We start from the raw sequence: 25,921 nt of genomic DNA on the forward strand, positions 1-25,921 counted from the left end.
GGCAGCAGGGCTCGCCGTCCGATGGGAACGCCGCACCGAAATCCACGATTCCCTCGTCTCCTTGGCCTGCAGCCCCATCTGCTGGAGGTCCCTCAACAAGCCCAAGTCGTGATCGTGCTACGAGTTCCGAGCAACGGCGTCGAGTTCCCAGCTGATGAGCCGCAGCCGACCGCCCCTGCGGTCAGGGCTGGTCGTACCAGGCCAACGCTGCGATCCGCCAGCTCTCTGAGGTGCGGACGAACTGGATGGTCTTGGTCCCGCCTCCCTCGAACGGCGCACCATCCAAGGTCCCGGACTTGCGGTACTCGCTGAACCGCGACGCGATATCGCCCGCGATCTCTGTCCGTTCGGAGGTCTCCCACTCGGAGAACTCGACGAGCCGACCGTCGGTCAGCAGCCGCTGGCGAGGCTCGATGAACTCGTCCACGGTGTAGACCGTGAACTCCGGGCCGGCCTTGACAATCACACCACCCGGAAGAACCAACCGGCGGATCCGGGCCACGTCGGCAGCCTTGCCGCCCCGGTTGTCAAAGGCCTCGAAGAACTCGGCGGTCACCACGTCTATCTCGGTCTTGGACATGGCGCGACAGTAACAATGAAGGGGCCCGGACATCGTCGGTCTCGACAAGCTGCGGCACTGGTCAGGAGCGGGACAGCGGTGGGAGAAACCGGGAGGTGCAACGCGAACCGGCCCTCGCTCCGGACGGGCCGAGCAAAAGGCGCCTGACGGGCAAAAGCCCAGGTCAGTGAAGGCTATGTCTGCTGCCCGGGCGGCGGGCCGGCGACCGCCGGGTCCAGATAGGCGGGACCGGGCAGACCTTTGCGACGCATGGCGATCCCGGTCAGCGCCTCGAAGATGGCTCGGCGGGCGTTCATGGTGGTGGTGTAGCCGGGATCGAGATGGGGTGCGACCTCGACGATGTCCATGCCCACGACGGGCGTTTCGTGACAGATCCGGCGGATGGCCGGCAGCAGTTCGCGGTTGGTGAGGCCGGGTGGCTCCGGTGTGCCGGTGCCGGGCGCGAAGGCCGGGTCCAGCACGTCGATGTCCAGCGACACGAACAGATATTCCGGACCGTCCAGCGCCTCATCGATGGCCTGTTGGAGGACCACGTCGAATCCGCGTCGGTCGATCTCAGCCATGAAGTGCGCGCGCAGTCCGTGCTCGCGCATCCAGTCGAACAGTTCGTCGTCGGGCGCGATCGCGCTGCGCAGGCCGATCTGGATGAAGTTGCGTCCGGGGACATGCTCGTCCTCGATCAATCGGCGGATCGGTGTTGCATGCGAGGTGGGATGGCCGAACAGGTCGTGGGAGCAGTCCGGATGGGCGTCGAAATGGATCACGCCGACCTTGCCCGCCCCGTACACGTCGGCCATAGCCGCAGCGTCCGGCCACAGGATCGAGTGGTCCCCGCCGAGCACGATCGGGATCGCGCCCGTTCCGGCGATCTCGCGGACCAGAGTACGGATCGGTTCCATGGAGTTGTCGATGCTGAATGGGTCCACGGCGGCATCGCCGTAGTCGACTACCGTCAACTCCTCGAACGGTTTGATGCGGGTGCTGGGATTGACCAGCATCTGCGGAGTGTTGGGCAGAATCCGCTCATCGGCCCTGATCGCACGTGGCCCGTAGGCCGCCCCCCGGTGTCCGGTGGACATGTCCACCGGTGCCCCGACAACTGCCACATCGACATGGCCGGCACGCAAGTCGTCCGGATTCAGGCACAGCGGCAGCCCGAAGAACGTGGCGACCCCGGCGTAAGCCGGTACGAACGCATACCGCTGCAGGTTGATCGGCCCAGGCTCGCGCCTCGGGTCGGACGTACGGTCGAGTTCCCATTTCCAGGCATCCGGCGGTACGCCTTCCATGAGCAGCTCCTTTCGATCCCGTCCGGACAGCCCCTTGGTACGGATGGCGCCGGGTCGGCCACACAGCCGTCACTCAACCCGACCTGCGGTGATTCGCCGCGCACCTTGGCGAGACAGACCGCAACAGTCAGTCGTTCGGACTGGTGATCAGGATGTCGGCAGGTCACGACAGAGCATCTGCGGTGGCGAATGGGCTCCTGGCGGATACTCTCCACGCCTTCACCCCGGCGCGCGGGAATCAGGCGGACAGCGGCCGATGGCCGGCGACACGCGAGGAGGTGGGAAAGGGTCGCGCCCTATGGGCTGGTTCTCCCTGTTCACCGCCCTACGCGCCCAAGAAGGCTCCTGCGGGCAGTGTGCTGCACGGAGCGGCCGAAAGCGGCGTCACCATGAAGAGCATCGCGCAGGCCATCGCCCGGGCCGCTCATCCGACACTGCTCGATGACCCGGAGCACGGCGACTACTTGGCCACGCCCGCCTCCTGCCCCCCAACCACAGCTACGGGCGGGGCGGCGCGCTGGCCTACCTGGCTGCCTACGACGTCCACCGCGCGAAGGTCTTGGGCCGCCGCGAGCCGAAGACCGGCATCGTGCCCTTTATGGCCTTGGTCGCCCAAGTTATGGCAACCGAGCCCTACGCCAGCGCGAAACGCGTCTTTTAGATTGTCGACAACGGCTCCTCCCACCGGGGGAAGAAGGCCATGGACCGTCTGACCAAGGCGTTTCCGAACGCAGTCATGGTCCATACCCCCGTGCACGCCTCCTGGACGAACCGGATCGAGATCTTCTTCTCGATCGTCCAGCGCAAGGTCGTCCGACCCAACGCCTTCACCGACCTGACCCAGGTCCGGAACTGGATCCGAGCATTCGAAGACCGCTACAACGCCACGGCATAGCCATTCCAGTGGAAGTTCACCACCTCCGACCTGGACGATCTACTGGCCCGGCTCGACCGAGCAACATCCGCCGACCGACAAGAAGAATCCTCCGCCGCCCAGTCAGCCGGATCAACCCCCGAAGGGTTTCCGTAGCCGACCACTGAGGCGTACCCCCCCAAGTCCGTTCGCGGGCCTGATTGTTCAAGAAGGTCTGGGAGAGAACTTCGAAGCGGATCCCTTCACGGCAGGTGTGGTGCAGGGTGTCGTCGCCTCCACCGCCTCTGGTCTGTGTGAACTCCCACCGGACGCTCGCGGCGGCGCCCCGGAGAACCCGCTCTGCTCGGAATGTCGTGCTCGGGTAGAGGCGGACCGGTAGAAGACCCGTTTCTGAATCGCCCGTTTCCGCGGCCCTGTGGCGTGTCTCGGATGGGTGAATTCGGGAACCTGGCCGCTCCCGGATTCCGGTAGGACCGTTGGGCTGGGCGGATAGCCGGATGATCGCTCTTCGGGCGTCCCCTGCTCATTCCTGTACACATGCTTGAGGAGACGTCCCCTTGACTACCGCTGATCTTCCTGGTCCTGATTCGCTGCTGCGCCGCACGCTGGGGGAGTGGCGGATCGGGTTGGTGGCGTGGCGGCTGCTGGTTCTGCAGACCGCGGATCCGGCGGTCGCCGCCGGCATGGCCAACTTCTCCACCTACCGCGCGCACCCGTGGCGGCGTATCGAGCACACCATGGACAGCGGGAAGCGGCTGTTCTTCTCCGACCGTGAAGGGCTACGCCGTGAGATCGCCCGTCTAGAGCGCACGCACCGCCGTCTGGCCGGGACCGACGAGCAGGGCAGGCCGTTCACGGCGTTGGACCCGGCGGTGCGGGCGTGGGTACTGGTCACCTTGTACGAGTGCATGACGGCGATGCGGGAACTGTCCGGACGCCCGCTGGCGCCGCCTGAACTGGATCAGATGTACGGAGAATTCCGTGCGGTGTGTACCGAGTTCGGCCTCTCCGACGACCTGCTCCCGGCCACGGCCGCGGACGTGCCCGCGTATATGGACCGCACGATCCGCGAGCGCCTCGAATACAGCGAACCCGTGCGCTACCTGCTCTTCGACATCCTCCGTGAAGCACCCGCACCCCGCCGCCTCGGCCACCTGAAACCGGCCTGGCCGCTTGTGCGCATGGTGGCCGCCCACGTGATCGGTGCACTGACCATCGCGGACCTGCCGGAAGCCTTCCGCGAGCGCTTCAACTTGCCCCGCACCCGCCGCGCGGCCCTGCTGTCCTTCATCCTGCACCGTGGCATGCGCGTGCTGATGAATGCGCTGCCCGAGCACCGCCGCTACCGCACACCACTGGCCGGCAACTCCTCGCCTTCGCAGCCTCCCACCGCCTCCACCGACCGTCCTTCCCCGCCGGAGGCAAGCCCTGTCCGGCTTCCCGCACCACGCCGCCGCAAGGGTGCCGATTCCCGCCCGGCGCGTCTGCGGACCTTCTTCCGCCAGGTCCTCGACCAGACCGGCGACGGCCGCATCAGCTCGGCCGATCTGCAGGCCATGGCGCACAATGTGTGCTGGCCACTCGAACTCACCCCTGAGCGCGAAGGCCGCGTCTATGCCGCCTTCGAGACCTGGTGGCAGCACCTGCGGACCGGCATGGATGCTGACGACGACGGACAGGTGACCTGCGAGGAGTTCGTCACCGCCATGCTCACCGGGATCGACGCCGGGCCGGCCTACCTCGAGCAGGGGTTGCATTTCGCGGTGCGGGCGATCTTCCACGCTGCGGACACCGACGGCAGCGGACACCTGTGCGCCGATGAGTACCGCACGATCTTCGGCGGCTCCCGGGTCCACCCCGCCGAACTCAACCACGGCTTCCGCCAGCTCGACCACGATGGAGACGGCCGCATCACCGAAGACGAATTCGTCCAGGCCTTCACCGACTACTTCACCGCCTGCACCGACAACACGGCCGGCAGCCAACTCCTCGGACGCCCATAGCGGCCGACGCGGGCGAAGTGCCGGGGCAGCCACTGACGGCCTTGGCAGCTCAGTGGCGATTCCCGCAGGGGCCCGGCGCGTTTGGTGGCGGGAAGTACCCGACGTGGCTGGTGGCCAGGGTGTGCACGTCAAACGGATTGTCGGGCGTCAAGGCATCGGCTTCGGCGACCAGGCGGTCCTGCATGGCCACGGGAAGCGACCGGTCGTCGGTGAGACGGATGTAGGTGCGGGCGATGGTGCCCCAGGTGTCGGCGTGACCGCGTGCGTCGGACATCATCACGGCGCCCCGGTGGTGGCTTTCCACACTGCTGGTGGTGAATACGGCAGTGGTCGTGCTGTTCCAGGTCAAGGCAACCCGGTGGGTGAGGGGCCCGTTGCCCGCTTCCACCGCGCTCCGCGGAGCAGGATTCCTGTCCCTCGCCGGCTGTACCGTGCTCGCCCTCGCCGCAGGGGTTTCCGCCGCCGTCGCCGCGGCCCTGCTACTCGTCGGCGTGCTCCTGCTGTCATCGGGTGAACTCGGCCTGGCCGCAGGGGCGTTCGAAATCAGCTTCGTGCTGGCCCCGGAACACGCCCAAGGGCAGTACCAGGGAGCATTCAACCTGGCTGATGGCGGGGTACGTGCAGCGTCACCGGTCGCGCTCACCGCTCTCTGCCTCCAATGGGGCAGGCCCGGCTGGGTGGTACTGGGCATCGTCCTCACGCTCTGCGGCCTCGCCACCCGGCCGCTCACCCGGTGGGCATTGCGTACCCGGACGCTTCCGGCGCCGAAAGCATCCGTCCCCGTTGGCTGAGGCCTCCATCGCTCTGACATCTCCGGCATCGATCCATGGGTCTGAACATCATCATCAACCTGTGGCCTCTGTTGGAGTTTTGACAGTGGCGGCAAAACAAGTGGCACGGATCGCGGACATCGAATGTTCCGAGTACATCGCCTGACCATTACTCACTGATGCGATGGAAATAGGGTGTTGGTCTCGACAGCTGCACCTCGGGTGCGGGATACCGAAGTGCAGATGGTGCGATGAGATCGCGACGCATGAATCCAGTTGGTCAGGGCGGGAAAAGCTGGAATCCAGAGAGCAACCAGTGGCCACGTTGAGTACACGGAACAGCAATTTGGCTACCTTTCAGCTTTTCCCGTTTGATTTCGGCTCATACCGCGGCGTAGCGTAGGAAGTGGTCCAGCTGGACAGCTGGACCATCATCAGAGATTCAAGGAGGCACGATGAGCTTCCGAAGCATATTCCCCCGCAGGCATGGCGATGACTGGGACGACTACGGCCGACGTGGATACGGTCGTGGACGGCGCGGGCGTGGACGCGGTCGTGGCCGTGGACGCGGCTTTGGCCGAGGTCGTGGATTCGGCCGCGGAGGCCGTTTCTAGGACTCCACAGGTCAACCTCGAGGCTGGTCCCCAATTGTGAGGGCTGGCCTCGAAGGTGCTGCGAGACGGGGGTTGACGGTCGTGCCAATTCCCGTTCGCGCTATCCGTATCGGGGAGTAATCTGATGCCGACTCCTGACTCGCCGACCTCGATGAGGAAAGCGTCATCGGCGAAGGCGGCTCATCACCTTGCAATGCTCGCGCACCCTGAACCCGTGTTCGTCAACAGCTCATTGAGTCTACGGAGTTCCCCGACGTTCCCAGTGCCTGCGCAAGGGAAACGCTGCGTGGGGCGCATTTGCTCACACGCAGCGCGCTTCCGGGCCTTCCCTGCCCGCGGTATTCGGTATTCTCGTCGACGACTTGCATCGCAATCCCAGATGCGCAACGCGCCCTTTGCGCACTCCTTCCGACTGCATAACGATGCGCTGCGCTCAGACGAGCAGTCAGGCCGTTTGCTGTCATCGGTACGACGATTTTGGACTGACGTCGGTTATGGAAATACGGCCGCAGGGCAACCGATAGACGAGGTGACGTGGCGCCGGATGCCGTTCAGCGTAGAGTCGCCGTGAGTCGAGCCCGGCGGTCGGCCAGGGCTTTCCTGCCTGCCGGGGTGCCGAGGGCGGGCGGCGGTCCGGCAGCGGCGGCTCGCTCACCGCCCGGAACTCCTCGTCAACGAGCCACGGCTGAGTATTCGGATCCGCCCGCCCCAAGGGTGCGGTTCCACGCTTGTTGGTGAGATCGGCGTCAGGCGCTGCTCGCAGTATCAGTTGCGGTCGCCGTGGTGCGGGTGTAGCGCGCCCGCATGGCGTGGCTGGCAGCGGGGCCGGCGGCGAACACGTAGGCATGGCTGTCGTCGAGGCGGCGGCCGGTCTTGGCGTCGACGACCGCGGGTTCGACTTCTTCGCCGCTGCTGGTGTCGATCAGAATCATGCTGCGCTGCTCAGGGGTGAGGCGGGAGTTGCCCCAGGCCGCAAGCGTGACTATCACCGGGCGCAGGGAGCGCCCCAGGCCGGTGAGGACGTACTCGTGGCGCACGGGGTTGGTCTGGTACGGGCGGCGCTCCAGCAGGCCATCGGCGACGAGGGTTTTCAGGCGTGCGGTGAGCATGCTGGTGGAAATGCCGAGGTTCTCCTGGAACTGGTCGAAGCGGCTGTAGCCGTCGAAGGCATCGTGGAGGATCAGCAGTGTCCACCATTCGCCGACGTGCTGCAGGGTCGTAGACAGCGGGCATTCGAGATCTTCCACCCTGATTCGGCTTGCCAAGGTTGACCACCCCCAGAGAGTTACTGCTAAAGTCGAAGTTACTGGCTTCTATTTTAGCAGTAACTGCGGGAGGCGGGCGATGTTGCTCCTGCCTGCACCCCGGAACGGAACTCGTCATGACCACCCCCACCAGCGAATCTCTCAAGGCCCGCCGCGCCCTGGTCACCGGTGGCACCAAAGGGGTCGGCGCAGCCATCGCCCGGCGCCTCGCCCATGCGGGCGCCACCGTACTCGTGACCGCACGCAGCCGACCCGACGACATCGCCCCCTCGGACATCATCACCGCTGATCTCGCGACCCCCGAGGGGGCCGCCGCCGTGGTCGAGGAAGCCACCCGCCGCCTGGGCGGGATCGACATTCTGGTCAACAACCTGGGCGGCTCCGATGCCCCCTCGGGCGGATTCGCGGTGCTCAGCGAAGACGACTGGGCCACGGAGCTCAACATCAACCTCCTCGCTGCCGTCCGCTTGGACCGCGGCCTGCTGCCCGGAATGATCAAAGCCGGCAAGGGCGTCATCATCCACGTCTCCTCGATCCAGCGCCGCATGCCGCTGTGGAACGGCACTCTCGCGTACGCCGCGGCCAAGGCCGCGCTGACCACCTACAGCAAGGGCCTGGCCAACGAGGTCGCCCCACACGGCATCCGCATCAACACCGTCTCTCCCGGCTTCGTCCAGACCACTGCCGCCGACAACCTCGTCGCACGGATCGCCGAGAACGCCGGCACCACCCACGAAGCGGCGCTCAAGCAACTGATGGCATCCCTGGGCGGCATCCCCCTGGGTCGTCCCAACCGCCCGGAAGAAGTGGCTGAACTGGTCGCCTTCCTCGCCTCTGACCGCGCATCGGCGATCGTCGGCGCCGAGCACGTCATCGACGGCGGCACCACTCCGACCGTATGAACTCCTCCACCGTCAGGAATTGCGATGCACGACAGTCAGCCCCAAGGCATCACCCCGGACGCCCTGCCCGATGTGATCACCCGCTATCTGGACGCCCACCGCACCCATGACACCGCCACCGCAATCAGCGCCTTCCATCCAGACGCCACCGTGAACGACGCAGGCGAGACCCATCAGGGAACCTCAGCGATCGAGACCTGGCTGACCCGTTCCGCCACTGAGTTCACCTACACCATCGAACTCATCAGCGCACAAGAGGTCGACGCACAGCACTACATCGCCACACACCACCTGGAAGGCAACTTCCCGGGTGGGGTCGTCGACCTGCACTACCGGTTCACCCTCAACTGTGGCCTCATCGAGGGCCTTCTCATCGAACCCTGACTCGCGCACCCAGAGACGCTCCGCCCGACACCACAGCGAACGGCACCCAGCCTGTCAGCAGTTCTCACCGCGCAGTGGTAAGAGATCGCTGCGCAGGTCGTGCTGTGGCTCGGTGAGCACCAGCTTTGGCAGCCGGGATTGCCACCGGGCCGTGATGAGTGCCGAGAGGAAGCAAGAACATGACCGCCTCGTACGAAACCATCAGCACCAGGCTGGACGGCAACGTCCTGTCCGCCACCTTCCACGCCCCGCCGATTAACCTCATCGGTCCCGCGGTCGTGCGCGACCTGGTCGGACTGCTCGCGGAGCTTTCCCAACCGGCGACCGCACGGGTGGTGGTCTTCGACAGCGCGGATCCCGACTTCTTCTTCCCCCACGTCGACCTGACCAAAGTGCCCGAATACACCGCTGAAGCCGCGAAGGCCGGAGGACCGGGCGACGCCTCCCTGGGCATGCTGTTCCGCAAGCTCAGCGAGATCCCGGCCGTCACCATCGCCAAACTGCGCGGCCGAGCACGGGGGGCGGGCAGCGAGTTCCTCCTCGCCTGCGACATGCGCTTCGCCTCCCGGGAGAACGCTGTCGTGTGCCAGCCCGAAGTCGGCATCGGCACCCCGCCAGGCGCGGGAGCGATCCAGCACCTCACCCGTCTGCTGGGCCGGGGCCGAGCGCTCGAAGCCGTGCTGACGTCGGCCGACTTCGATGCCGAACTCGCCGAACTTTACGGATGGATCAACCGCGCGGTGCCCGACGCCGAGCTGGACGACTTCGTAGCCGGCATTGCCGCGCGCATCGGGGGCTTCCCCCGCGATGGACTGATCGCAGTCAAAGCAGCCATCAACGCCGTCAGCCTGCCGACTCCGGCCGACGTACCCGCGGATGCCGCCCTGTTCCAGCAGCTCGTACGGGGTGAGGCGGCGCAGCAACGCACGGCAGAGCTGTTCGAGCGGGGCTTCCAGACCCGTGGCCGTACCGAACTCGACCTCGGTGACGCACTGGGCGACTTGAGGGCCGTCGACTGCCACAGATGACGAAACATGCATCCGGCCCGTGGCCTGCATGTACCTCGACCCAGGTGTCGGGTGGCCGGGCTCTGGCGCAACTTCTGTGAAGCGGCCACTCTGAGTCACACATGCGGCTGCGGCACATCCCGCTCGGCGATCTAGAACCGACCGCTGGGAGCGGCCACCTGCACAGACTCGACAAGCGCTCATGCATGCCCCTGGGGGCGGGCGCGATGCCGCAAAAGCGAGGAAGATGGAAGGTGGAGGGGCGTCACACGTCGGCGCCGCTCCAGCGCACCCTGCTGGGCTCTTGAGTCGTACTCGGCCGAGAGCTGACCGAAGCGAGGGACCGCGGTGCCAGATATGCATGTGATCGTCCTCCCGGGCGGCGGTTATGCCGAACATGCGCCACACGAGGCCGACCCGATCGTCGACTGGCTCAGCGGGCTCGGAGTACAGGCGAGCGTCTTCCGCTATCCACTCAACGTCCGGCACCCGCGACCGCTCCATGCCCTCCGTGCCGAGATCCGGCGCCGCCGCGCGAGTGGGGCGGACCGCATCGGTCTGATGGGATTCTCCGCCGGTGGTCACCTGGCCGGCCTCGCGGCTCTCGCACCTGGTGCCGAGGCGCAGGACGTCGTGCAGTTCGTGGTCCTCGGATATGCGATCACGTCGATGGAAACCGAAACCTACCGCCCCGCCAGGCTGATCCTGCTGGGGGAGGATGCCGGCCCGGCGCTGCGGCGCTCGACGTCTCTGGACGCCTTGGTGACGCGTGAATCGCCACCGTTCTTCCTGTGGCACACCGCGGAGGACGTCTACGTCCCTCCCGATCACACCTACCGCTTCGCCGCGGCGCTTGCGGCCCACAATGTCCCCCATGCCGTGCATGTGTTCGCGCACGGGCCGCACAGCCTCGGCCTGGCCGAAGGCGCGGGGGACACGGCGACCTGGACTGCTTTGGCCGCGTCCTGGCTTCGCGAACGGGCAGAAGCCTGAGGTCGGATGTCCACGGGCTTTCTGGTGCACCTGGGAGTCTCCGCCGCCCCCGGGCGGGATATCCCCGCGCTGGTCCTGACCCCGGACGATCTGCAGCGCATGATCGATGCGGGGCTGAACACCGCGCCCGCCAACATGGACGCCGCGTACGCCTCCAGCATGCTGACCTGGGCGCGACAGACCTACGAGGGCCGGATGGACCACTCCGCAGTCACCACCAGCACGGTTCAGGACCTGCTCGGCCGAGAGCCCATCCATCTCGATTCGTGGGCCGCCGCACACAGTCAGGAACTGCTCAACCAACTGCCCTGAGAGTTGCGGCAGAGCGCGTGCCGGACGGCACACGGGCAGGCATCCAGTGGCGCGTCGGAGTCGTCAGCGAACTGGCCATGTCGCCCACCCGTGCTGTTCGCCGCGCCCAGTTTCGAGCTCACCCACCGCCACAACGGGACATCTGTGCCGCTTCGGCGGCCTCCGCCTGAACGGCCACAGCCAGATCCGGGTCCACATCGGTATCGGCCACGACAACCGCCGGGACGTCTACCAGGACCGCCGCGCCTACGTCTGGGACGGCGACACCGCCACCCTGCGCAACGACCACCGCCGCGTCGTCGATGCCGAAGGCCGGGGACGCCGCGGTCACCGACCGGCACTGAACCGGCCGGTGAGCTGTGCCGCTCACCGGCCACCACGGTGCGCCGCAGTCCCTGCGCCTGCGGCGCACCACTGTGTTGAGGTACCCGGCCGAGCCTGATGACAGCGAGGTTGCGTCATCGGCAGCCTCTTGCACGAGCTGCTTGGGGAAGCAGGGCCCTCATGAGCTTCGCAGCTCAGAGCGCGGGTTCGATTCCGTCACCCTCACCCGCTCCACGACGAAGGCCCAGGTCACAGACCCGGGCCTTGCATGTTGTGTGGGATGTTCCGGCCCTTCCTAACGGGCTCGTGCCCGCGGGCTGATTCTCCAAGATCGACCATGCAGGATCTAGGCGGTTTCGTTTGGATCAGTCGGTCGTTGGTCCGGTATGCCGTTAAGCGATGTGCAGTGGGCGCGAATTGAGCCGTTGCTCCCGGACCGGATGCCGAAGCGAGGTGGCCGCTGGCGTGACCACCGGGAGGTGATCGACGCGATCGCCTTCAAGTTCCAGACCGGAACGCAGTGGGTCCACCTGCCGGAGAAGTACGGCAATTGGAGGGGTGTTTACAACCGCCTGCGGATGTGGGCGCTGGATGGCACGTGGGAGCGGGTCTTCACCGCGCTGATGGCCCAGGCCGACGCCGACGAGGACCTGACCTGGGCGGTCTCGGTGGACTCCACCATCGTGCGAGCTCACCAGCATGCGGCCGGGGCCCGCAAAAAGGGGCCCCGGCCGCAGAGCCAACCGATCACGCCATCGGCCGGTCCCGCGGAGGGCTGAGCACGAAGATCCACCTCGCCGCAGATGACTGCTGCCGACCCCTGGCCTTCGTTCTCACCGCAGGACAGGCCGGTGACGCACCTGCCTTCACAGATGTCATGGCCCGCCTACGTGTTCCCCGCCGCCGCGGAAGGCCGCGGACCAGGCCGGACGTGGTCCTGGCAGACAAGGCGTACTCCTCACGCGCGATCCGCGACCACCTGCGCAAGCGCGGCATCAGAGCGGTGATCCCCAGCCCGGCGGATCAACGCGGCAACCGACTGCGACGGGGCAGCCGGGGCGGTAGGCCGCCGGCCTTCGACCGCGAAACCTACAAGCAGCGCAATACCGTCGAGAGATGCATCAACCGACTCAAGCAGTGGCGCGGCATCGCCACCCGCTACGAGAAGACCGCAACGATCTACCTCGCCGGACTTCACGTCGCGGGAATCTTCCTCTGGTCCGCCCGATGATCCAAACGACAGACCTTAGGCCGTTTCGTGATCGACGAGCCCTGGACTGCGCGCAGCGGACAGCTGAATCACAGAGCTTGGCAGGTGGCCGGGTCAGAAGACGGCGGGTACTGCGCGGGACAGGGGTACGAGATCCCCATACAAGGCAGCGTGTAGCGCGGCGGCCAGTTCACGAGCCCTGGGTTCGGTGTGGATATCGAAGAGTGCGCAGTAGCCGGGGCTGACGTGGGAGTTGGGGCGGATCTCCCGTTCCTGGACAAGGTGGGCGACCGCCGCGCGGATTTTCTCGGTAACGCGGTCGTCAACGGTGTGGTCGGGGCCAGCGGTGAGCGTGTCGGCCTTCACGGTCCACAGTTGGGCCTGGCACTCGATGGCGATGAACACGGCGCGCTGCCGCTTTGCCTGTCGGTAGGCCGCGTAGTAGGTGCCTTCCTCCGAGACGTCCGGAACCAGATCGGGAGGGCAAGGCGTCGGCACCGGCTGCATGGCATACATCGTGCCGGATGGTGGCCCTGAGTGCTGGTTGGCATCGCTCGCTTGGAGTGCTTCCGACTGTGTAGGACAAAGACGCATGCCGTTGCCGAACTCGGCATCGCCACCGCCCCGCCTGACGTCGCCGACGCGGGGGTCTCGGCCCGCAGTCCTGTGTGACTGCCAGGAGCCGGCGCTGCGGAACGTGCCCGGTCGCTACCCGGAGCTGTGGATTAACTGCTACGGGCACCCTCGTTCAAGGTGCGAGTAGCAATCGACACGAACGCATGCCCATTCCGCTTTTGGAACGCTTTCCGAGACCCGTAAGGTCGTGCTTTGGATTCCGCAGCAGGGAGAACCGGAACCTCCGGTCCCGATCATTCCATGCGGAAGGGCGAATTCCTCGGGGCTGGTGACTCAAAACTGCCTTGATTCGCCCTCTCATGCAGACCAGCATGATCCACACCGCTGTTCAACGAGAACATCACAGGGGGAATAAATGACCAATTCGTTTGGTAGGTCGATAGCCGTCGGCTTTGCCGCTGTCGCACTCGCGGTTGGTGGCTCGGCTACGGCGGCCGCTGCGAACGACTCTCGGGCTGCAATCGTTACCGCGAACGGCGCTATCGTCGCCGCTGACGGTGCGCAGATCGGCCAGATCACGATTCATAAGCGCGGCGACGGCACTCAGCCGCCCGCAGAACTGGGCAATCCCTCTGAATGGGGCGTAATTGAGGTGCCCGCTTCAGCGGCGCGCACGCTGGGGTCCACCTGCCTTGACCATGTCAGTGGTGGAAAGTGGTGCTATGGCACTGAACTCGTCACCAGCGGCAAGCGCTGCTTCTCGAACTATCTCCACAATTCCAAGACGCACGCGTCCGCGGTGAAGATGGCAGGTGTTTGGGACAAGAGTGGCCCGACGTCCAAAACAAAGGTCGCCCGATCCTGGTATACGGCGGGAGCCGGCTACACCTGCAACACCTACTACTCCGTCGATTAGTTCCAGGGGACGAACTTGATTGGGGTGGGACTAGCTCAGACGCCTCTGAAGGCCAACGATCTGCCCTACATCGAGTGGTAACTCCACGGCGCATGAGGTAAGTTGGCGTGTTGCTCGGTGGGGCTGCGCGGACGACCGCGCAGCCCCATTGTGGAGCCATCTCCACCTCGGACTTGCCCGCGGAATAGGGAAGTGGAATCGTGCACATTCTGCGCATTCGCCTCGTACCGGTCGTGGCGACTCTCGGAGTGGGGCTACTGCTGGGACTGGTGGGCCCCATTGCGGATAAGTGGGATAATCCTGTTGGCGTCGTCCTGGGTCTCGTGTTTTCTGGCGGATGGTCGTGGGCCTGTTATGCATCCCTAGTGGGTTTTTTCTGTCGATCCAAAATTGAGTCAATGGTGCTGTCGTCCCTTGGCTTGACTGTCGGCGTGGCGACTTATTACCTCATCAAGACTATTAGCCCAACGCTGCCAGCCGGGACCGAAGGCGAGGTTGTTAGCAGCGGTAATTATTCTGCGATCCTTTATTGGGGAATGGCGGCTTTCATTATCGGCGGGCCTCTAGGGTTCTTCGGTAATGTGGCCCGAACGCCAGGCATTTACGGCCTCCCGTGCCGACTGATCGTTCCTCTCGTGGCCTTTATTGAAACTTCTATGCGGCTCGCTAATGAGGCAGACGGTCAGAGTCCGGTTACCGTAGCGACTTGGACCGTGATTCGATTTGTCGCAGTCGCTGTCGCGCTGGCCCTGGTTGGACACTGGATTTGGGGTTGGCGGCGCGCCCGCCGGACGGGGCACGGCTATTACGCCAGCGCCGCCCGGTCTTCTCGTTGATGCCGACGAATGAATAACGATCCCGGATCCTGAAGTCCATCGCATCCCCTGTACTACGGCCGTGAGTGTCAGGGCCAGGGTTGATGCGTGCAGTGGACGCGCGCACCTGCCCGACCGCCCTCCGTGTGGCCCGCAGCCACAGACCAGCCCCAACGATCGCCACCCCGACGACGATCGCACCGATCAACCGTCCACAAAACGTCCAGCGTGCCGCTGCGCTCACTGCCCCCTCAATCCACCAAGCCAGGGGGAACCTACACCGTCTCCTACGTGGCGGGTTCGATGTCGTCCGACGGGCAACGGCTACGCCCTGCCGTTCGGGCCCACGACCGGCTGATCCAAACGAAACGGCCTAGGCTCGTCCCCATGGCTAATGGGGATATGCGCTACGGACGCTGTGGGGCGTGCGGCGGCGGCGAGGTGTACCGGGGCGAGTACGTGGCGCAGGCCGGGCTCCGCCGGTCGGGAACGAGCAAGTTGGGGGCGAAGCAGCCGGTGTTCGACGCTTACGTCTGCGCAGCCTGCGGGAATACCCAACTGCACGTGCAGCTGGACGCGAAGATGTCGTCGCACATCCGGCACCAACTCGACTGGATACCGCCGCAGCAGAGTATGGGCTAGCTTTCGACCTCGTGCGGCAAGCACGCGGTCTTCGCGTATCCGCGGACCCACGCGGCCCACTCAGGCGAGCGGATCGTGTGCGGGCGACCGGTCGGCCCACGACGGTTGCGCCGCGTCAGATGCGCACCAGTACGGCCTGGTGTTCTGCGGTCAACTCCGGTCAACGAGCAGCGTCCAGCGCCACCCTCGAACCCCCATCCGCCCAGCTCAGACCTCCAACTCCCGCTCAGTCCCACATGATTCGCCAGGTCAGGAGGCACCGTCTTCGTATTGGTGAAGTGGTTGACGGAGATCTCCAGGGAGTAGCTGCGGGCCAGTTGACCGTCACTGTCGGACGGGTTTCCGGAGCAGGTGGCGGTGCCGTAGACGGCCCCGGCATAGCCCGCAATGCGTCTGCACGGCGAGATCAGCGCCAAGACCGCCATCCCGAAAACCTCTTTGCACCGCTATCTACAGGGTTAGCCGAACCGGAGGCATTGAGGGGGCAAGGCCGGACGGCGCCTCCACCGGAGTCGGTGTGCCACGACGGCCTGGTCCGGTGGTTGCCACGGTGTGCCGCCTCGGGGCCAGGGCCGCGCGCAGGGCCGGGGTGAGGGAGTGGCGGGCCTCGGAAGGGGTGAGGGCTGCGGGGGTGGGGAGGGGGTTGAGGTAGCGGGTGTAGATGAGGCCGCCGAGGATCGTCACCACGGCCGTGGCGCGGGCGGTCGCGTCCCGGCCGCCGAGAAATTCAACAAGCCGGGCCAGCAGCTCGCGTTCCAGGTATTCGCGGATCGCCTCCGCGGCCTCGTCGCCCTGGGTGGAGAGCTGCAGGAAGTCGGCGTCCTCCCACAGGTCCGTCACCGCGTCGATCAGGCGGTCGGGGAGGGTGGCCGGGTCTCCGCCGAGGACATCGTCCACCGCCAGCGCATTGGCGCACTGGACCTGCATCACATCCGCGAACAGGCCCTTCTTCGAGCCGAAGTGGTACGCGATCAGCGCCGGATCGACCCCGGCGGCCCCGGCCACCGCGCGCAAGGTGGTGCGCCGGTAGCCGTGTTCCAGGAACAGTGCACGGGCCGCTGAGACGATCGCCTCGCGGGTCCGCGGGTTGCCGCGGGGACGGCCCCGGGTGCGGGCGGGGGCAGGGTCGGCGTTATTCATCAGCGTTGAGCTTGCGTTTCGTGATCGGCACAGTCAAGGGCATTCCAGGACCACACGAAGGGATGACCCGACACCATGCGTATCGCCATCTTCGGCGCCAACGGACCGACCGGCCGCTACCTCACCGACCAGGCCCTCGCCGCCGGCCACGAGGTCGTTGCCGTGACCCGCCGCCCCGGATCCCTCCCCGTGCGGCCCGGCCTCGCCGTGGCCGTCGCCGACGCCACCGACCCGGCGGCCGTCGACGCCGCCATCGGCGGGACGGACGCCGTCCTCTCCGCGCTGGGCGCACGCTTCAGCAAGGAGACCATCACCACGTACTCGGCGAGCGCCACCGCCATCACCGGAGCCATGGCCCGCCACGGCATCAAGCGGCTGCTCACCGTCAGTTCCAGCATCGCCGACCCGAACTGGCGCCCCACCGGCGCCCACTTCTTCAATCATGTACTCGACCCGCTGGTGAACCGACGCCTCGGCCGCACCCTCCACGAGGACATGCGCCGCATGGAGGCCGCGATCCGTCAGACAGACCTCGACTGGACCCTGGTCCGGCCCTCTGGCCTCTTCGAGCACTCCGCCGTCACGAACTACCACACCGCCGAGACCAGCGCCGATGGCGTCTTCACCGCCCGCGTGGACCTCGCCGCGAGCATGCTGCGCGAGCTGGAGGAACAGCGGTACATCCGCACGGCCATGGGCGTCATCACCACAGCCGTGAAGCCCAACATCGCCAAGCTGATCTGGAACGAGGGCGTGAAGAAGAAGTGAGCCGGGCGACCGTCGAACTCCCTGCCACCACACGGGCGTTCCTCACCCGCCCCCACACGGCCACCCTCACCACCCTCCGCCCCGACGGCAGCCCGCACGTCACCCCCGTCCGCTTCACCTTCGACGCGGCCACCGCTGTGGCCCGGGTGACCACCCGGGCCACAGCCCGCAAGGCCCAGAACGTAGCGACGGGCGGCTCGACGGCCCGTGTCGCGCTCTGCCAGGCGGACGGCTTCCGCTGGGTCACCCTCGAAGGTCAGGCCACCGTCGCCGACGACCCCGCGCGCCTGGCCGAGGCGGTCCGCCGCTACACCGTCCGCTACCGCGCGGCCCCGCCCGCCCCGCTGGACCTGGTCGTCATCGAGATCGCCGTCGAAAGCGTCCTGGGCCTCAACCTCTGAAATCTCCGTACGGAAAGCGAAGTGACACCTCGATGCCCACTCTCCCCGTCCTCGACTCCACCCTCCACTACCGCGAGTCCGGCGACCCCGACGGGCTGCCGTTCGTCTTCCTCCACGGCAACCCCACCTCTTCCCACCTGTGGCGGAACGTGCTGCCGGGTGTGGCTGCGCCCGGCCGCCGCCTTCTGGCCCCCGACCTCATCGGCATGGGCGACTCCGGCAAGCCCGACCTCGCCTACTCCTTCGACGACCACGCCCGCTACCTCGACGCCTGGTTCGACGCCCTCGGCCTCGCCGAGGCCGTCCTCGTCGGCCACGACTGGGGCGGCGCGCTCGCCTTCGACCGCGCCGCACGCCTCCCGGGCACCGTCCGCGGTCTCGCCTTCACCGAGACAATCGTCAAGCCGCTGGTCGGCGACGAATTCCCCGCGGCCGGACGGGAGTTGTTCACCCTACTGCGCACCCCCGGGGTGGGCGAGGAGATGATCCTGGAGAAGTCACTGTTCATCGAGGGGCTCCCGGACACCCTCGCCACCCCGCTCGACCCGGCCGACCTGGAGATCTACCGCCGCCCCTTCCCGACGCCACCGAGCCGCCGCCCGGTGCTGGCGTGGACGCGCATGATGCCGCTGGACGCCGAGCCCGCCGACGTCGTGGCCCGCGTCGAGCACTACGACGCCTGGCTGGCGGCCAGCCCCGAAGTCCCCAAGCTCCTCGCCGCGTTCGAGCCGGGTCCCGGCGCGATGACCGACCAAGGAGCCGTGGCCTGGTGCGAGGAACACATCGCGGGCCTGGAGGTCTCCCGCCACGGCCTCGCCGGCCACCATTCCCCAGAGGACCGCCCCGACGAACTGGCCGCGGCCATCAACGCCTGGGCCGACCGCCACCTGCTGGCACGCCAGTAGGTGCCTTGACTGACCAATCAACTCGCGGTCGTGTGCAGGCGACTTCCCGCATCAGTACGGCCGACTTGAAAAGCTGGCACCTGCGGAGCCGCCCAGACCCTGCAGGGCCTTCAAAAACACCCTCAAAACCCTGGGTTATCCAACAACCCCACGTCTGGGCAGCGAGGTGTCCTTCGCCGTGCTGTGCGGGGTCAGCCCCATCGAGCACTCCTCGGGCCGACACCCCTACCGTCGGCTCAATCGCGGGGGCGACCGACAAGCCAATGGCGCACTCCACCGGATCCTGCAGACCCGTCTGCGCTACGGCGCGCGCACCCAGGACTAGCCCGCGCGCCGCATCAAGCAGGGCAAGCAAGACCCGACGCGAGAACGTCCGCTGCCTCGAACGCTACGCCGCCCGAGATGTCTTCCACCTGAATGTCTTCCACCTGATCAGGCCGCTACCCGCAGAACTCCCGGCACAGGGGTGAGGAACTCGTCGGCAGGCCGGCCTACGGGACGGCGTCCCTCGCCTCTGTCTTGTCACGGAAGCCGGCGACGGCCTGCCAGTTGGGGTTCGCGGGCGTGCCACCAGTAGCGAACCAGTAACCCAGGGGAGTGGCCCGGGCGCCGCGCGCGAATGACCTCACAGGACCCACCAGTCACCTGCACAACACATCCACAGAGGTGAACCCCGTTACATGGCTATGACATAGCCAGCTTGAGTCGCTGTCATCGTACAAGTAGGTTCGCTATGAACCGAGTTCTTACTACGCACCGGCGTCCCTTCGCCGGAAGGATGGACGCCCCATGGGTTCCCACGCCCGCCCCAACCGAATACACCGCACCGGAGTCCGGATCGCGATGGTCGCACTTGTCGGTGCCGCCCTGCCGATCACCGCCGCCGGCCTCGCCGAGGCGGCCACCCCGGGCGCCACGCACTCCGCAGACGAGAACGACCAGCAGGGTGGCGAGGCCACCGCAACGGCCGGCCAGAACCAGGGCACGCAGCGGCCGTTCCAGCCTGCCCAGGCGGCACAGCACGCTGTCAAGGACAAGGCCGCCGGTGCGCAGGACGCGAAGGACCAGGCCGCTCCCCAGATCAACACCGACCACGCCTTCCTGCTGGACGCCCGCGACGGCAGCCAGGAGCGGGAGCTGTGGGGCGGGGCCAAGGCGGACGAGAGTGTGCCGATGGCCAGCACCACCAAGATCATGACCGCCATCGTGGTGCTCAAGCACCCGGAGTGGCTGAACCGGAAGATCACGGTGAAGCAGGAGTACCGGGACTACGTCCAGAAGGTCGGCGGCAGCACCGCCGACCTTCAGACCGGTGACACGCTGACCGTCGAGCAGCTGCTGCACGCCATGCTGATCCCGTCCGGCGACGACGCCGCGATGGCGCTGGCCGACAACTTCGGCTCCGGGGACACCGAGGACGCGCGGATCGCCGACTTCGTGAACCAGATGAACGCCGAGGCGCAACAACTGGGCATGACCGGCACGCACTTCGACACCTTCGACGGCATCTCGCACGGCAACAACCACAGCACCGCCCGCGACCTGGCCAAGCTCGGCCAGCGCGCAATGCTGCAGCCGGTGTTCGCCGGCGTCGTGAAGAACAAGCAGTTCAAGACCGAGGCCACGGCGGCCAACGGGCACACCCGGTACTACAGCTGGGACAACACCAACAAGCTGCTGAGCACCTACGATGGTGCCCTGGGCATCAAGACGGGCAGCGGCCCGGAGGACGGCTACTGCGTCGTTTTCGCCGCCAAGCGGGACAACCGCACCCTGGTCGGCGCGATCCTCAAGGACGACAAGGGCCGCTTCGACGACGCCACCAAGATGCTCGACTGGGGCTTCGCCCACTGAACAGCAGGGCCCCCGGTACTGAGCGGGCACCGCGCGCACCGCGTGCGGCACCGTCGGCCCCTGCCCCGCCCCCCGGCACCGCCAGCTGCGCAGGCCCCGCTTCCGGGGGAGCGGGGCGTGGATGGTTTTGTCGACCCTGGGGCGGGTTCCGGGGCCGGGCCTGATGGCCGCCGCTCCCGCCACTGAGGTCGGGCGTGCGTCTCATGAGCCTCGCCGGCGCCCTCATACCTCGTCGCCGGGAGAATGTCCTCGGGTGCCATGTCGACCCGTATCCGCGGTACCCGGACGGGACGGCGCCGGCGGCCGGCATCCCACTGCGGTTTCTCTGGGGCAGGGCAGTGTGGCGTGGAGCGAAGTACACGGCTTCTGCGCAGCTCAGCGTCGGCGTGGTAGACGAGAGCCAGTGCAACGTGCGGTGCTCTCGCTGGATCGAGCCAACCCACCGGAAGACACCAGAGGCGTCACCAGACGCGCCACATGTGCGAGTACACAGAGGCCCTGTTCTCGTATATCGGCGCGATGCTGGTGGACTCTCCTCTTCAACTGTCTCCAGTTCTCGTGGAGTACAGCCTGCTGGTGACCGTGTGTGGTCGACGGCGGCGTATCGGCTCCAGGTTCCTCCGGCCTCGGACGCGAGACGAACCGCGACCGCGCCTCGTCTTGGCCGGTTCGTCGATGCCGCGAGGTCCGCTCGACGGCGAACGCCTGGGCGAATGCCTTATTGGGACGGCTCGTGCCGGGTGAATGCGGTGATCAGGCCGTGGGCCGTGTTGTTGTCGGAGTCGGTCCCGTGGGCCTAGGCACCTTCAAAGGTGGCAGCCTCGGCGCTGCGGGGGAACATGGCCTGCTCGTATTCGGTGAGCGCGGCCTCGATGTCGTCGGGTGCGGACCCGCGCTGCGAGCCCTGTCACCGCCGCCGCGACCAGCGGTCACCACCAGGGCGCCCCTAGTCCTCTCCCGGCCGCGTGCTGGACAGGCGGTGGCCTTGGAAATCCTGGCTTCGGCTAACGGGAGCATGAGGTCGAGGCCGGACGACTCCTCGGCCGCTGTCGTCGTAGTAGAGACCCCAAGTGCCGCCGCTGAATGTGCAGTCGGCCCCGCCGGTGGATGGGGTGACGGCCTCCAGTCAGAAAGACTTGACGACACGGCGACGATCGCCGCTTCCCACCTGCCTTGGCCCGGGGCGAATACATCTACGGCGACGAGGGTGAAGGAACGGACTCCGTGCCTTGCGATCCCTCCGAACGAGCCCGTGGTGAGGGGCCTGAAAGCATCGTTGAACAGCATCGACGCCGAAAATAGCTGCCCGATAGGGTCGGTGATGGACGGTCAGAGGCTAGGACGTTGTGGGGGATGCAGTGACCGGATTCCATGTAGACCCACCCCAGATGTTGGTGTCGTCAGCAGGTTTCACCGATCTGCAGTCATGGGCCTCGCAAATCCACCGCGGACTCATCGGTTCCCTCGACGACACAGCAGGAATGGCCGGCGACGACGACGCCGGCCACGCCTTCGCAGCCAAGTACGACCCCGCTGCCCGTAAGGTGACAAACGCCCTGGGAAAGGCGGTCGCGCACCTGAGCGGCACTGCCAACGGCCTTTACACGATGGCCCTGAGCTACATCAAAACCGACGCGGACATCTCCGCGAGCATGATGAAGCCTCAGCAACTACCTCAGGGGTCCGGTCCGAAGTGCGACAGCGAACCGCGCGCGATCGCGATCCCGACGGCGGTAGGCCACGCCAACTGGGCAGTGCGAGAAATCATCGCCAGATTCTGGCCCCAGGGAGATCCCGACAAGCTGCGCCAGGCAGGGCGGGACTGGCAGCGCGCTGCCGAGCTGAAATCTCGCCTGGGACTGGAGGGCGACAAGCAGGTGCGTCCCGTCATCGCTGGGAGCCATGGCAAAGCAGTGGACAGCTTGCCGCCGGGGGAGAAGCGGCCATTGCCACCGAGGCCGGAGTGGCCGCTGCCGCGATGAGCGCAGAGGTGTCCGCGAGCGCCGAAGTCGCCGTACTGGCGGAAGCCGCCTCGGTGGTGGACGCAGCAGCCGCGAGGATCGTCATTCCGGCGGCCGCCGCAGCGACGGCGACCACTCTGGCTTCCGCACCTGCCGCGGCGGCTCCGCCCCCCGGGCCCGCCGCCCCAGGGACTCAGCCCTTGCCGGCCGACCCAGCCAGTGCGTTCCCCCTCCTGCCGCCGGCTCAGCGACAGCGATTCCAGCAGTGGATGGGACAGATGCATGCTGACGGGCGGACGTCCCCGGCGCTCACACCCAACGGAAAGAAGCCGAAGATCGATGCCCGCCGCGCCTACCAACTGCGGGTAGCCGGCTCGACGGAGTACAACCTGCACACCACCGTCCCCAACAAGACCGGCGGCCAGTTGGGTATGAACGCCGACGGAGTCCGGGCGCAGGATGGCGCCGCGGTCGACGCCAAGTACGTCGGCCAGCAAAGCGGATGCCGCTCCCCGCTACGCCTCGGCAACGTCGACAATGTCCCGTCATACGTGTACGCATCGACAGAGAAGAGTCAAGGGGACGAGCTTGTGAAGTACGGCTCTGCTTTCAAGGACCCCCGAAATCAGGTCAACCACCTGGAAGTCATCACCAACGATGAAAAGGCGGCCGCCTACTACGACGCCATGATGGCGGCCAAGGGCGTTCCCGGCGAAACCCGTATCGTCAAGTAGCCGCAGCCCTGAACCATTCTGGAAGGACACACGGTGGGATCCAGTTTCTTCATCAGCGCCGACCAGCAGAACGGTGCCTCCTGGCCGTTCTCAACCGAGCAACTAACCGAAGCCGTGACCCGACTGTGGCCCGGCAGCGCCATCGGAGGCACACCCGACGATGTCCTCGAAATGGACATCCACGTCGATGACCGGACCCTGCACTTCGCCTGGCAGGTCGAATACCAGGTCCTTCTCTTCCCCGACCAGGAGCCCCTGTCCGAACCCGCACGAATCGTGCACCGGCTGCTACGGGAACTTGCACCCGATGTCCCCGCCGTCTGGTGGAGCGAATCCGACGGGACGTTGGAACCGATCGACCTGTCGCCAGATCCTGAGCCATTCATTCGCGAGTTCGCCGGCTGATATACGCCCAGAGCCCACGTTCCCGCCTACGATGACTGACGCAGCGTGGGCGGGACACGCACGCACCTCAACGGGCGCATGCGGCAAACACCGGTCGCCACGGGTGGGGATGTTCGCGAGAAATGACGTCGCGCCTATGTCGGAGCTCCTCGGGCTTGTGGCTGCACCCTGCTGGAAGCCTGCCGGTAGGGAAATCTCTGCTGTGCTCTTAGATGTGGACGGAGTCCTCCTGGACTCAGCAGGCGCTCACCGGAGAGTCTGGAACTCCTGGTCATTGGTGAGGGGCCTGGAACTCGAGAAGGTGTGGGAGCTCACCCTCGGGCGGCGCCCTGAGGACACCGTCAAGGATGCGGCTGCCCATCTGGATCCAGCAGTCGAGCGGAAGGTGCTCGACGAGCTGTTGGCCCAGGAGAAGGACAGCGTTCTGCCGGTCGACGGAGCAGCTGATCTGCTGGAGGCGTTGTCCGGCAGTCCGTGGGCGATCGTGAGCTCTGGCGACCGGGCCTTCGTCGAAGCCCGTTTCGCGGCTGAGGGGCTCCCCCTCCCCGCTGTGCGGGTCTACGGCAGCGATGTGGAACACGCGAAGCCGCCGGAGCAGTCCGTTGAAGCCTTCGAAGCGGCAGAAACACCGCCACCCTGCGCAATGATCACCGCGCACCGTCGACACCAAGGGTTAGAGGCGGGCGGCCACTGACCTTTGCGGGGAAGACTGGTGAGACCTGCCCACTCTCACCACGGCTCACGGTGCGCCGCAACATTGCAGCCTGTGGCGCAGAAGGCTGCTGCGCACCGCCACCTCGGGGCCGGTGGGATGTTCGGGGAGCCAAGTTCGGGCGTTACACCCGCTCGAACTCCACCTCAGTGCTCTCGCAGTCGACGGCTAGGCAGCGCAGGGTGCCGCGTTCGGTGCGGTCGACGGTCAGGGACCAGCGGAGCTGTGGGCTGGGTGACTGCTTCGGCGAGGAGGACTTCCGCCCTCGTGTTGCAGCCGGTCCGTGGTGACCGTGGCGAGGTGGCTCGGGCACTCTTCCCCGTCTATGACGTTCAGTTACTATGCTCACTTCATTCCGGAGGCCGGGAACAAGGGGCGCACTGCCTTTGACGGAATGCTCGGGAGGCAGGGCGATCTGCATGCCAGTCGAAACTCTCCAGATTCTCACCAAGGCTGAGTGTGGCTGGTTTGCGTGATTTGGGGACAGTGTGGATTGTGAGGCCGAGCATTCCTATAGCCTGGGAAAATGCTGACCCGCCGAACGCCGGGGTGAGCCTCAGCAGGCTGCGCCCATCGGCACAGCCGACATCGACCAGCCGGCCGTCCGGACCGCCCAGGCCCCTCGTCAGCTCGTCGCACGCAGCCTCCGGATCACCGTCCAGGAAGACGTCAGTACGCAGTCCCGCTGGTATATTCGCCGAACTCGTCGGCAACCCGCGAGTAGAAATCGAGTTCATTAACACCTACCTCGGTTTCATCGATCTGGCGGAGCCATTGCGCGGAATCCGTTCGGCATGTGGGTCGTATTGCGTCCGACCGCCGACGGGAAAACCGCGTTAAAGCGTGACCACCACGCGCTGTGATCGCGCTTCAGCGCTTCTTGCTCGGACCGGCATCGTCAACGATGTCCGTCCGTACGTCGGGCAAGGCTCAGCGCAGGCCGGTGCAGAGTCCGTGCACTTCCCCCTGGACCACGGTCAGGGAGAGGCCCTGGTGCGCACGCACCGGTTCCTTCCTCTTCCGTGGGAACTCCCTGACAGGGTCTACCGCTGCCATCGCGGGGGAGTCGTGCTGTGCTGCGGTTCGGGTTGCGGGGCGCCGAACAGGCCAGGCGTCACCGCGTCCCGGGTCACTACAGTCATGGGACTACTCCTTGAAGCCGTCCCCTGAAGGGGCGCCGAGGTCGGCAGGACCCAATCTCCGGTGTCGCCCTATCGGCCCCGCGTCCCGGAGCATCCACGGCAGACAGGGCCGGGATAAGACGGTGATAGCGCGGGCATGCGGCCGCGATGGGCGCCTGGCCCACGCTGGTTCCAGTAACGCCGCACGGATCGCGAAGCGGGTTGCGAGACGAATGGCCACATCGAAGGAGAGCTGAGATGTCCGTCAAGAAGCTGCCGGTCGCCGTGACGCTTGCCGACGGCCCACCCGCCGACAACACGCCGTGGACGTGACGGGCCAGCATGTCTTCTGGTGTCAGCTGACCGATGTTACGGGCCTGCCCAGGATGGCAACGATGTCGGCCCGTACTGCGGCGGCTCCGCTGTGGTCGAGGATCCGTTCCC

25 protein-coding genes and 3 pseudogenes are annotated in these 25,921 nt (G+C 66.4%); 20 read left to right on the top strand and 8 right to left on the bottom strand.

Annotated elements, in window-relative coordinates; translation table 11 throughout:
- Positions 1-181 precede the first annotated feature (181 nt).
- Positions 182-580 carry a DUF4440 domain-containing protein gene (locus tag ACGFWI_RS33950; RefSeq protein ID WP_393909895.1) on the bottom strand — a complete coding sequence of 133 codons (399 nt, stop codon included), beginning with the start codon at positions 578-580 and terminating at the stop codon, positions 182-184.
- A gap of 173 nt (positions 581-753) precedes the next feature.
- Positions 754-1,869 (bottom strand): agmatinase family protein, encoded by a 1,116-nt coding sequence (locus ACGFWI_RS33955; protein WP_393909896.1) that lies wholly within the window; start codon positions 1,867-1,869, stop codon positions 754-756.
- Positions 1,870-2,530: 661 nt separating this feature from the next.
- On the opposite strand from ACGFWI_RS33955, the gene ACGFWI_RS33960 reads away from it, so the two are divergent.
- Positions 2,531-2,764 carry a hypothetical protein gene (locus ACGFWI_RS33960; protein WP_393909920.1) on the top strand — a complete coding sequence of 78 codons (234 nt, stop codon included), beginning with the start codon at positions 2,531-2,533 and terminating at the stop codon, positions 2,762-2,764.
- Positions 2,765-3,300: 536 nt separating this feature from the next.
- Complete coding sequence (locus ACGFWI_RS33965) at positions 3,301-4,746, top strand: oxygenase MpaB family protein (RefSeq protein ID WP_393909897.1); 1,446 nt, start codon at positions 3,301-3,303, stop codon at positions 4,744-4,746.
- 49 nt (positions 4,747-4,795) lie between these two features.
- Here ACGFWI_RS33965 and ACGFWI_RS33970 read toward each other — a convergent pair whose 3' ends face one another.
- On the bottom strand, positions 4,796-5,095 hold the full coding sequence (locus ACGFWI_RS33970) for a hypothetical protein (protein ID WP_393909898.1): 300 nt from the start codon (positions 5,093-5,095) through the stop codon (positions 4,796-4,798).
- Positions 5,096-5,120: 25 nt separating this feature from the next.
- On the opposite strand from ACGFWI_RS33970, the gene ACGFWI_RS33975 reads away from it, so the two are divergent.
- Positions 5,121-5,537, top strand: coding sequence for a hypothetical protein (locus ACGFWI_RS33975; protein WP_393909899.1), 417 nt, complete (start codon positions 5,121-5,123; stop codon positions 5,535-5,537).
- A gap of 1,339 nt (positions 5,538-6,876) precedes the next feature.
- Here ACGFWI_RS33975 and ACGFWI_RS33980 read toward each other — a convergent pair.
- Positions 6,877-7,395, bottom strand: a complete 519-nt coding sequence (locus ACGFWI_RS33980; RefSeq protein ID WP_393909900.1) for a winged helix-turn-helix transcriptional regulator — start codon at positions 7,393-7,395, stop codon at positions 6,877-6,879.
- A 116-nt stretch (positions 7,396-7,511) separates the two neighbouring features.
- Here ACGFWI_RS33980 and ACGFWI_RS33985 point away from each other — a divergent pair, with 116 nt between their 5' ends.
- From ACGFWI_RS33985 to ACGFWI_RS34005, 5 genes are all read left to right on the top strand, one after another.
- Complete coding sequence (locus tag ACGFWI_RS33985) at positions 7,512-8,297, top strand: SDR family oxidoreductase (RefSeq protein WP_393909901.1); 786 nt, start codon at positions 7,512-7,514, stop codon at positions 8,295-8,297.
- Positions 8,298-8,321: 24 nt separating this feature from the next.
- Positions 8,322-8,681 (top strand): nuclear transport factor 2 family protein, encoded by a 360-nt coding sequence (locus ACGFWI_RS33990; protein ID WP_393909902.1) that lies wholly within the window; start codon positions 8,322-8,324, stop codon positions 8,679-8,681.
- 179 nt (positions 8,682-8,860) lie between these two features.
- Positions 8,861-9,709 (top strand): enoyl-CoA hydratase/isomerase family protein, encoded by an 849-nt coding sequence (locus ACGFWI_RS33995; RefSeq protein ID WP_393909903.1) that lies wholly within the window; start codon positions 8,861-8,863, stop codon positions 9,707-9,709.
- 336 nt (positions 9,710-10,045) lie between these two features.
- Positions 10,046-10,681 (top strand): alpha/beta hydrolase, encoded by a 636-nt coding sequence (locus tag ACGFWI_RS34000; RefSeq protein WP_393909921.1) that lies wholly within the window; start codon positions 10,046-10,048, stop codon positions 10,679-10,681.
- A 6-nt stretch (positions 10,682-10,687) separates the two neighbouring features.
- The gene (locus ACGFWI_RS34005; protein WP_393909904.1) at positions 10,688-10,993 is read left to right on the top strand and encodes a hypothetical protein; all 306 of its coding nucleotides are present in this window, start codon (positions 10,688-10,690) and stop codon (positions 10,991-10,993) included.
- 118 nt (positions 10,994-11,111) lie between these two features.
- Here the strand turns inward: ACGFWI_RS34005 and ACGFWI_RS34010 are convergent, their stop codons facing one another.
- Positions 11,112-11,324, bottom strand: coding sequence for a hypothetical protein (locus ACGFWI_RS34010; protein WP_393909905.1), 213 nt, complete (start codon positions 11,322-11,324; stop codon positions 11,112-11,114).
- Between the two features lie 379 nt (positions 11,325-11,703).
- On the opposite strand from ACGFWI_RS34010, the pseudogene ACGFWI_RS34015 reads away from it, so the two are divergent.
- Positions 11,704-12,548, top strand: a pseudogene (locus tag ACGFWI_RS34015) (IS5 family transposase).
- Positions 12,549-12,641: 93 nt separating this feature from the next.
- On the opposite strand, the gene ACGFWI_RS34020 reads toward ACGFWI_RS34015, so the two are convergent.
- The gene (locus ACGFWI_RS34020) at positions 12,642-13,043 is read right to left on the bottom strand and encodes a hypothetical protein (RefSeq protein ID WP_393909906.1); all 402 of its coding nucleotides are present in this window, start codon (positions 13,041-13,043) and stop codon (positions 12,642-12,644) included.
- A gap of 475 nt (positions 13,044-13,518) precedes the next feature.
- Here ACGFWI_RS34020 and ACGFWI_RS34025 point away from each other — a divergent pair, with 475 nt between their 5' ends.
- Together ACGFWI_RS34025 and ACGFWI_RS34030 are read left to right on the top strand one after the other, a co-directional pair.
- The gene (locus ACGFWI_RS34025) at positions 13,519-14,019 is read left to right on the top strand and encodes a lactococcin 972 family bacteriocin (RefSeq protein ID WP_393909907.1); all 501 of its coding nucleotides are present in this window, start codon (positions 13,519-13,521) and stop codon (positions 14,017-14,019) included.
- Positions 14,020-15,221: 1,202 nt separating this feature from the next.
- Positions 15,222-15,476: a hypothetical protein gene (locus ACGFWI_RS34030; RefSeq protein WP_393909908.1), complete on the top strand. Its 255-nt coding sequence runs from the start codon at positions 15,222-15,224 to the stop codon at positions 15,474-15,476.
- A gap of 450 nt (positions 15,477-15,926) precedes the next feature.
- On the opposite strand, the gene ACGFWI_RS34035 is transcribed toward ACGFWI_RS34030, so the two are convergent.
- A complete protein-coding gene (locus tag ACGFWI_RS34035; protein ID WP_393909909.1) occupies positions 15,927-16,616 on the bottom strand; it encodes a TetR/AcrR family transcriptional regulator in 690 nt (229 codons plus the stop codon).
- A gap of 75 nt (positions 16,617-16,691) precedes the next feature.
- Between ACGFWI_RS34035 and ACGFWI_RS34040 the strand changes: the two genes are divergently transcribed.
- The 5 genes and pseudogenes from ACGFWI_RS34040 to ACGFWI_RS34060 all read left to right on the top strand — a co-directional run bounded on the left by ACGFWI_RS34040 (position 16,692) and on the right by ACGFWI_RS34060 (position 20,544).
- Positions 16,692-17,384, top strand: coding sequence for an NAD(P)-dependent oxidoreductase (locus ACGFWI_RS34040; protein ID WP_393909910.1), 693 nt, complete (start codon positions 16,692-16,694; stop codon positions 17,382-17,384).
- Positions 17,381-17,785 carry a pyridoxamine 5'-phosphate oxidase family protein gene (locus ACGFWI_RS34045; protein WP_393909911.1) on the top strand — a complete coding sequence of 135 codons (405 nt, stop codon included), beginning with the start codon at positions 17,381-17,383 and terminating at the stop codon, positions 17,783-17,785. The genes ACGFWI_RS34040 and ACGFWI_RS34045 overlap by 4 nt, the downstream gene beginning before the upstream one ends.
- Positions 17,782-18,690, top strand: coding sequence for a haloalkane dehalogenase (locus ACGFWI_RS34050; RefSeq protein ID WP_393909922.1), 909 nt, complete (start codon positions 17,782-17,784; stop codon positions 18,688-18,690). Before ACGFWI_RS34045 ends, ACGFWI_RS34050 begins: the two co-directional genes overlap by 4 nt.
- Positions 18,691-18,841: 151 nt before the next feature.
- Positions 18,842-19,160: pseudogene (locus tag ACGFWI_RS34055) on the top strand (transposase); the annotation flags it as partial.
- Positions 19,161-19,479: 319 nt separating this feature from the next.
- A complete protein-coding gene (locus ACGFWI_RS34060; RefSeq protein ID WP_393909912.1) occupies positions 19,480-20,544 on the top strand; it encodes a D-alanyl-D-alanine carboxypeptidase family protein in 1,065 nt (354 codons plus the stop codon).
- A 718-nt stretch (positions 20,545-21,262) separates the two neighbouring features.
- Here the strand turns inward: ACGFWI_RS34060 and ACGFWI_RS34065 are convergent.
- A pseudogene (locus ACGFWI_RS34065) lies at positions 21,263-21,430 on the bottom strand (FAD-dependent monooxygenase); the annotation flags it as partial.
- 595 nt (positions 21,431-22,025) lie between these two features.
- Between ACGFWI_RS34065 and ACGFWI_RS34070 the strand changes: the two are divergent.
- The 4 genes from ACGFWI_RS34070 to ACGFWI_RS34085 all read left to right on the top strand — a co-directional run bounded on the left by ACGFWI_RS34070 (position 22,026) and on the right by ACGFWI_RS34085 (position 24,338).
- Positions 22,026-22,526, top strand: coding sequence for a hypothetical protein (locus ACGFWI_RS34070; protein ID WP_393909913.1), 501 nt, complete (start codon positions 22,026-22,028; stop codon positions 22,524-22,526).
- Entirely contained in the window at positions 22,523-23,239 is a 717-nt protein-coding gene (locus ACGFWI_RS34075; RefSeq protein WP_393909914.1) for a restriction endonuclease fold toxin-2 domain-containing protein, read from the top strand. Before ACGFWI_RS34070 ends, ACGFWI_RS34075 begins: the two co-directional genes overlap by 4 nt.
- Positions 23,240-23,272: 33 nt before the next feature.
- A complete protein-coding gene (locus ACGFWI_RS34080) occupies positions 23,273-23,644 on the top strand; it encodes a hypothetical protein (RefSeq protein WP_393909915.1) in 372 nt (123 codons plus the stop codon).
- A 136-nt stretch (positions 23,645-23,780) separates the two neighbouring features.
- Positions 23,781-24,338, top strand: coding sequence for an HAD family hydrolase (locus ACGFWI_RS34085; RefSeq protein WP_393909916.1), 558 nt, complete (start codon positions 23,781-23,783; stop codon positions 24,336-24,338).
- The last annotated feature ends 1,583 nt before the right edge of the window (positions 24,339-25,921 follow it).

Origin of the sequence: Streptomyces sp. NPDC048434 (genome assembly GCF_043200375.1) — a bacterium.
Lineage (GTDB): Bacteria > Actinomycetota > Actinomycetes > Streptomycetales > Streptomycetaceae > Streptomyces.

What these genes read in the sequence shown, in the direction of transcription:
- ACGFWI_RS33985 (WP_393909901.1), top strand. Translation starts at nt 7,512, where the DNA reads ATGACCACCCCCACCAGCGAATCTCTCAAGGCCCGCCGCGCCCTGGTC.
- ACGFWI_RS34005 (WP_393909904.1), top strand. Translation starts at nt 10,688, where the DNA reads ATGTCCACGGGCTTTCTGGTGCACCTGGGAGTCTCCGCCGCCCCCGGG.
- ACGFWI_RS34000 (WP_393909921.1), top strand. Translation starts at nt 10,046, where the DNA reads ATGCATGTGATCGTCCTCCCGGGCGGCGGTTATGCCGAACATGCGCCA.
- ACGFWI_RS34030 (WP_393909908.1), top strand. Translation starts at nt 15,222, where the DNA reads ATGGCTAATGGGGATATGCGCTACGGACGCTGTGGGGCGTGCGGCGGC.
- ACGFWI_RS34020 (WP_393909906.1), bottom strand. Translation starts at nt 13,043, where the DNA reads ATGTATGCCATGCAGCCGGTGCCGACGCCTTGCCCTCCCGATCTGGTT.
- ACGFWI_RS34085 (WP_393909916.1), top strand. Translation starts at nt 23,781, where the DNA reads ATGTCGGAGCTCCTCGGGCTTGTGGCTGCACCCTGCTGGAAGCCTGCC.
- ACGFWI_RS33950 (WP_393909895.1), bottom strand. Translation starts at nt 580, where the DNA reads ATGTCCAAGACCGAGATAGACGTGGTGACCGCCGAGTTCTTCGAGGCC.
- ACGFWI_RS34070 (WP_393909913.1), top strand. Translation starts at nt 22,026, where the DNA reads ATGGCCGGCGACGACGACGCCGGCCACGCCTTCGCAGCCAAGTACGAC.
- ACGFWI_RS33955 (WP_393909896.1), bottom strand. Translation starts at nt 1,869, where the DNA reads ATGGAAGGCGTACCGCCGGATGCCTGGAAATGGGAACTCGACCGTACG.
- ACGFWI_RS33995 (WP_393909903.1), top strand. Translation starts at nt 8,861, where the DNA reads ATGACCGCCTCGTACGAAACCATCAGCACCAGGCTGGACGGCAACGTC.
- ACGFWI_RS34025 (WP_393909907.1), top strand. Translation starts at nt 13,519, where the DNA reads ATGACCAATTCGTTTGGTAGGTCGATAGCCGTCGGCTTTGCCGCTGTC.
- ACGFWI_RS34035 (WP_393909909.1), bottom strand. Translation starts at nt 16,616, where the DNA reads ATGAATAACGCCGACCCTGCCCCCGCCCGCACCCGGGGCCGTCCCCGC.
- ACGFWI_RS34060 (WP_393909912.1), top strand. Translation starts at nt 19,480, where the DNA reads ATGGGTTCCCACGCCCGCCCCAACCGAATACACCGCACCGGAGTCCGG.
- ACGFWI_RS34040 (WP_393909910.1), top strand. Translation starts at nt 16,692, where the DNA reads ATGCGTATCGCCATCTTCGGCGCCAACGGACCGACCGGCCGCTACCTC.
- ACGFWI_RS33990 (WP_393909902.1), top strand. Translation starts at nt 8,322, where the DNA reads ATGCACGACAGTCAGCCCCAAGGCATCACCCCGGACGCCCTGCCCGAT.
- ACGFWI_RS34075 (WP_393909914.1), top strand. Translation starts at nt 22,523, where the DNA reads ATGAGCGCAGAGGTGTCCGCGAGCGCCGAAGTCGCCGTACTGGCGGAA.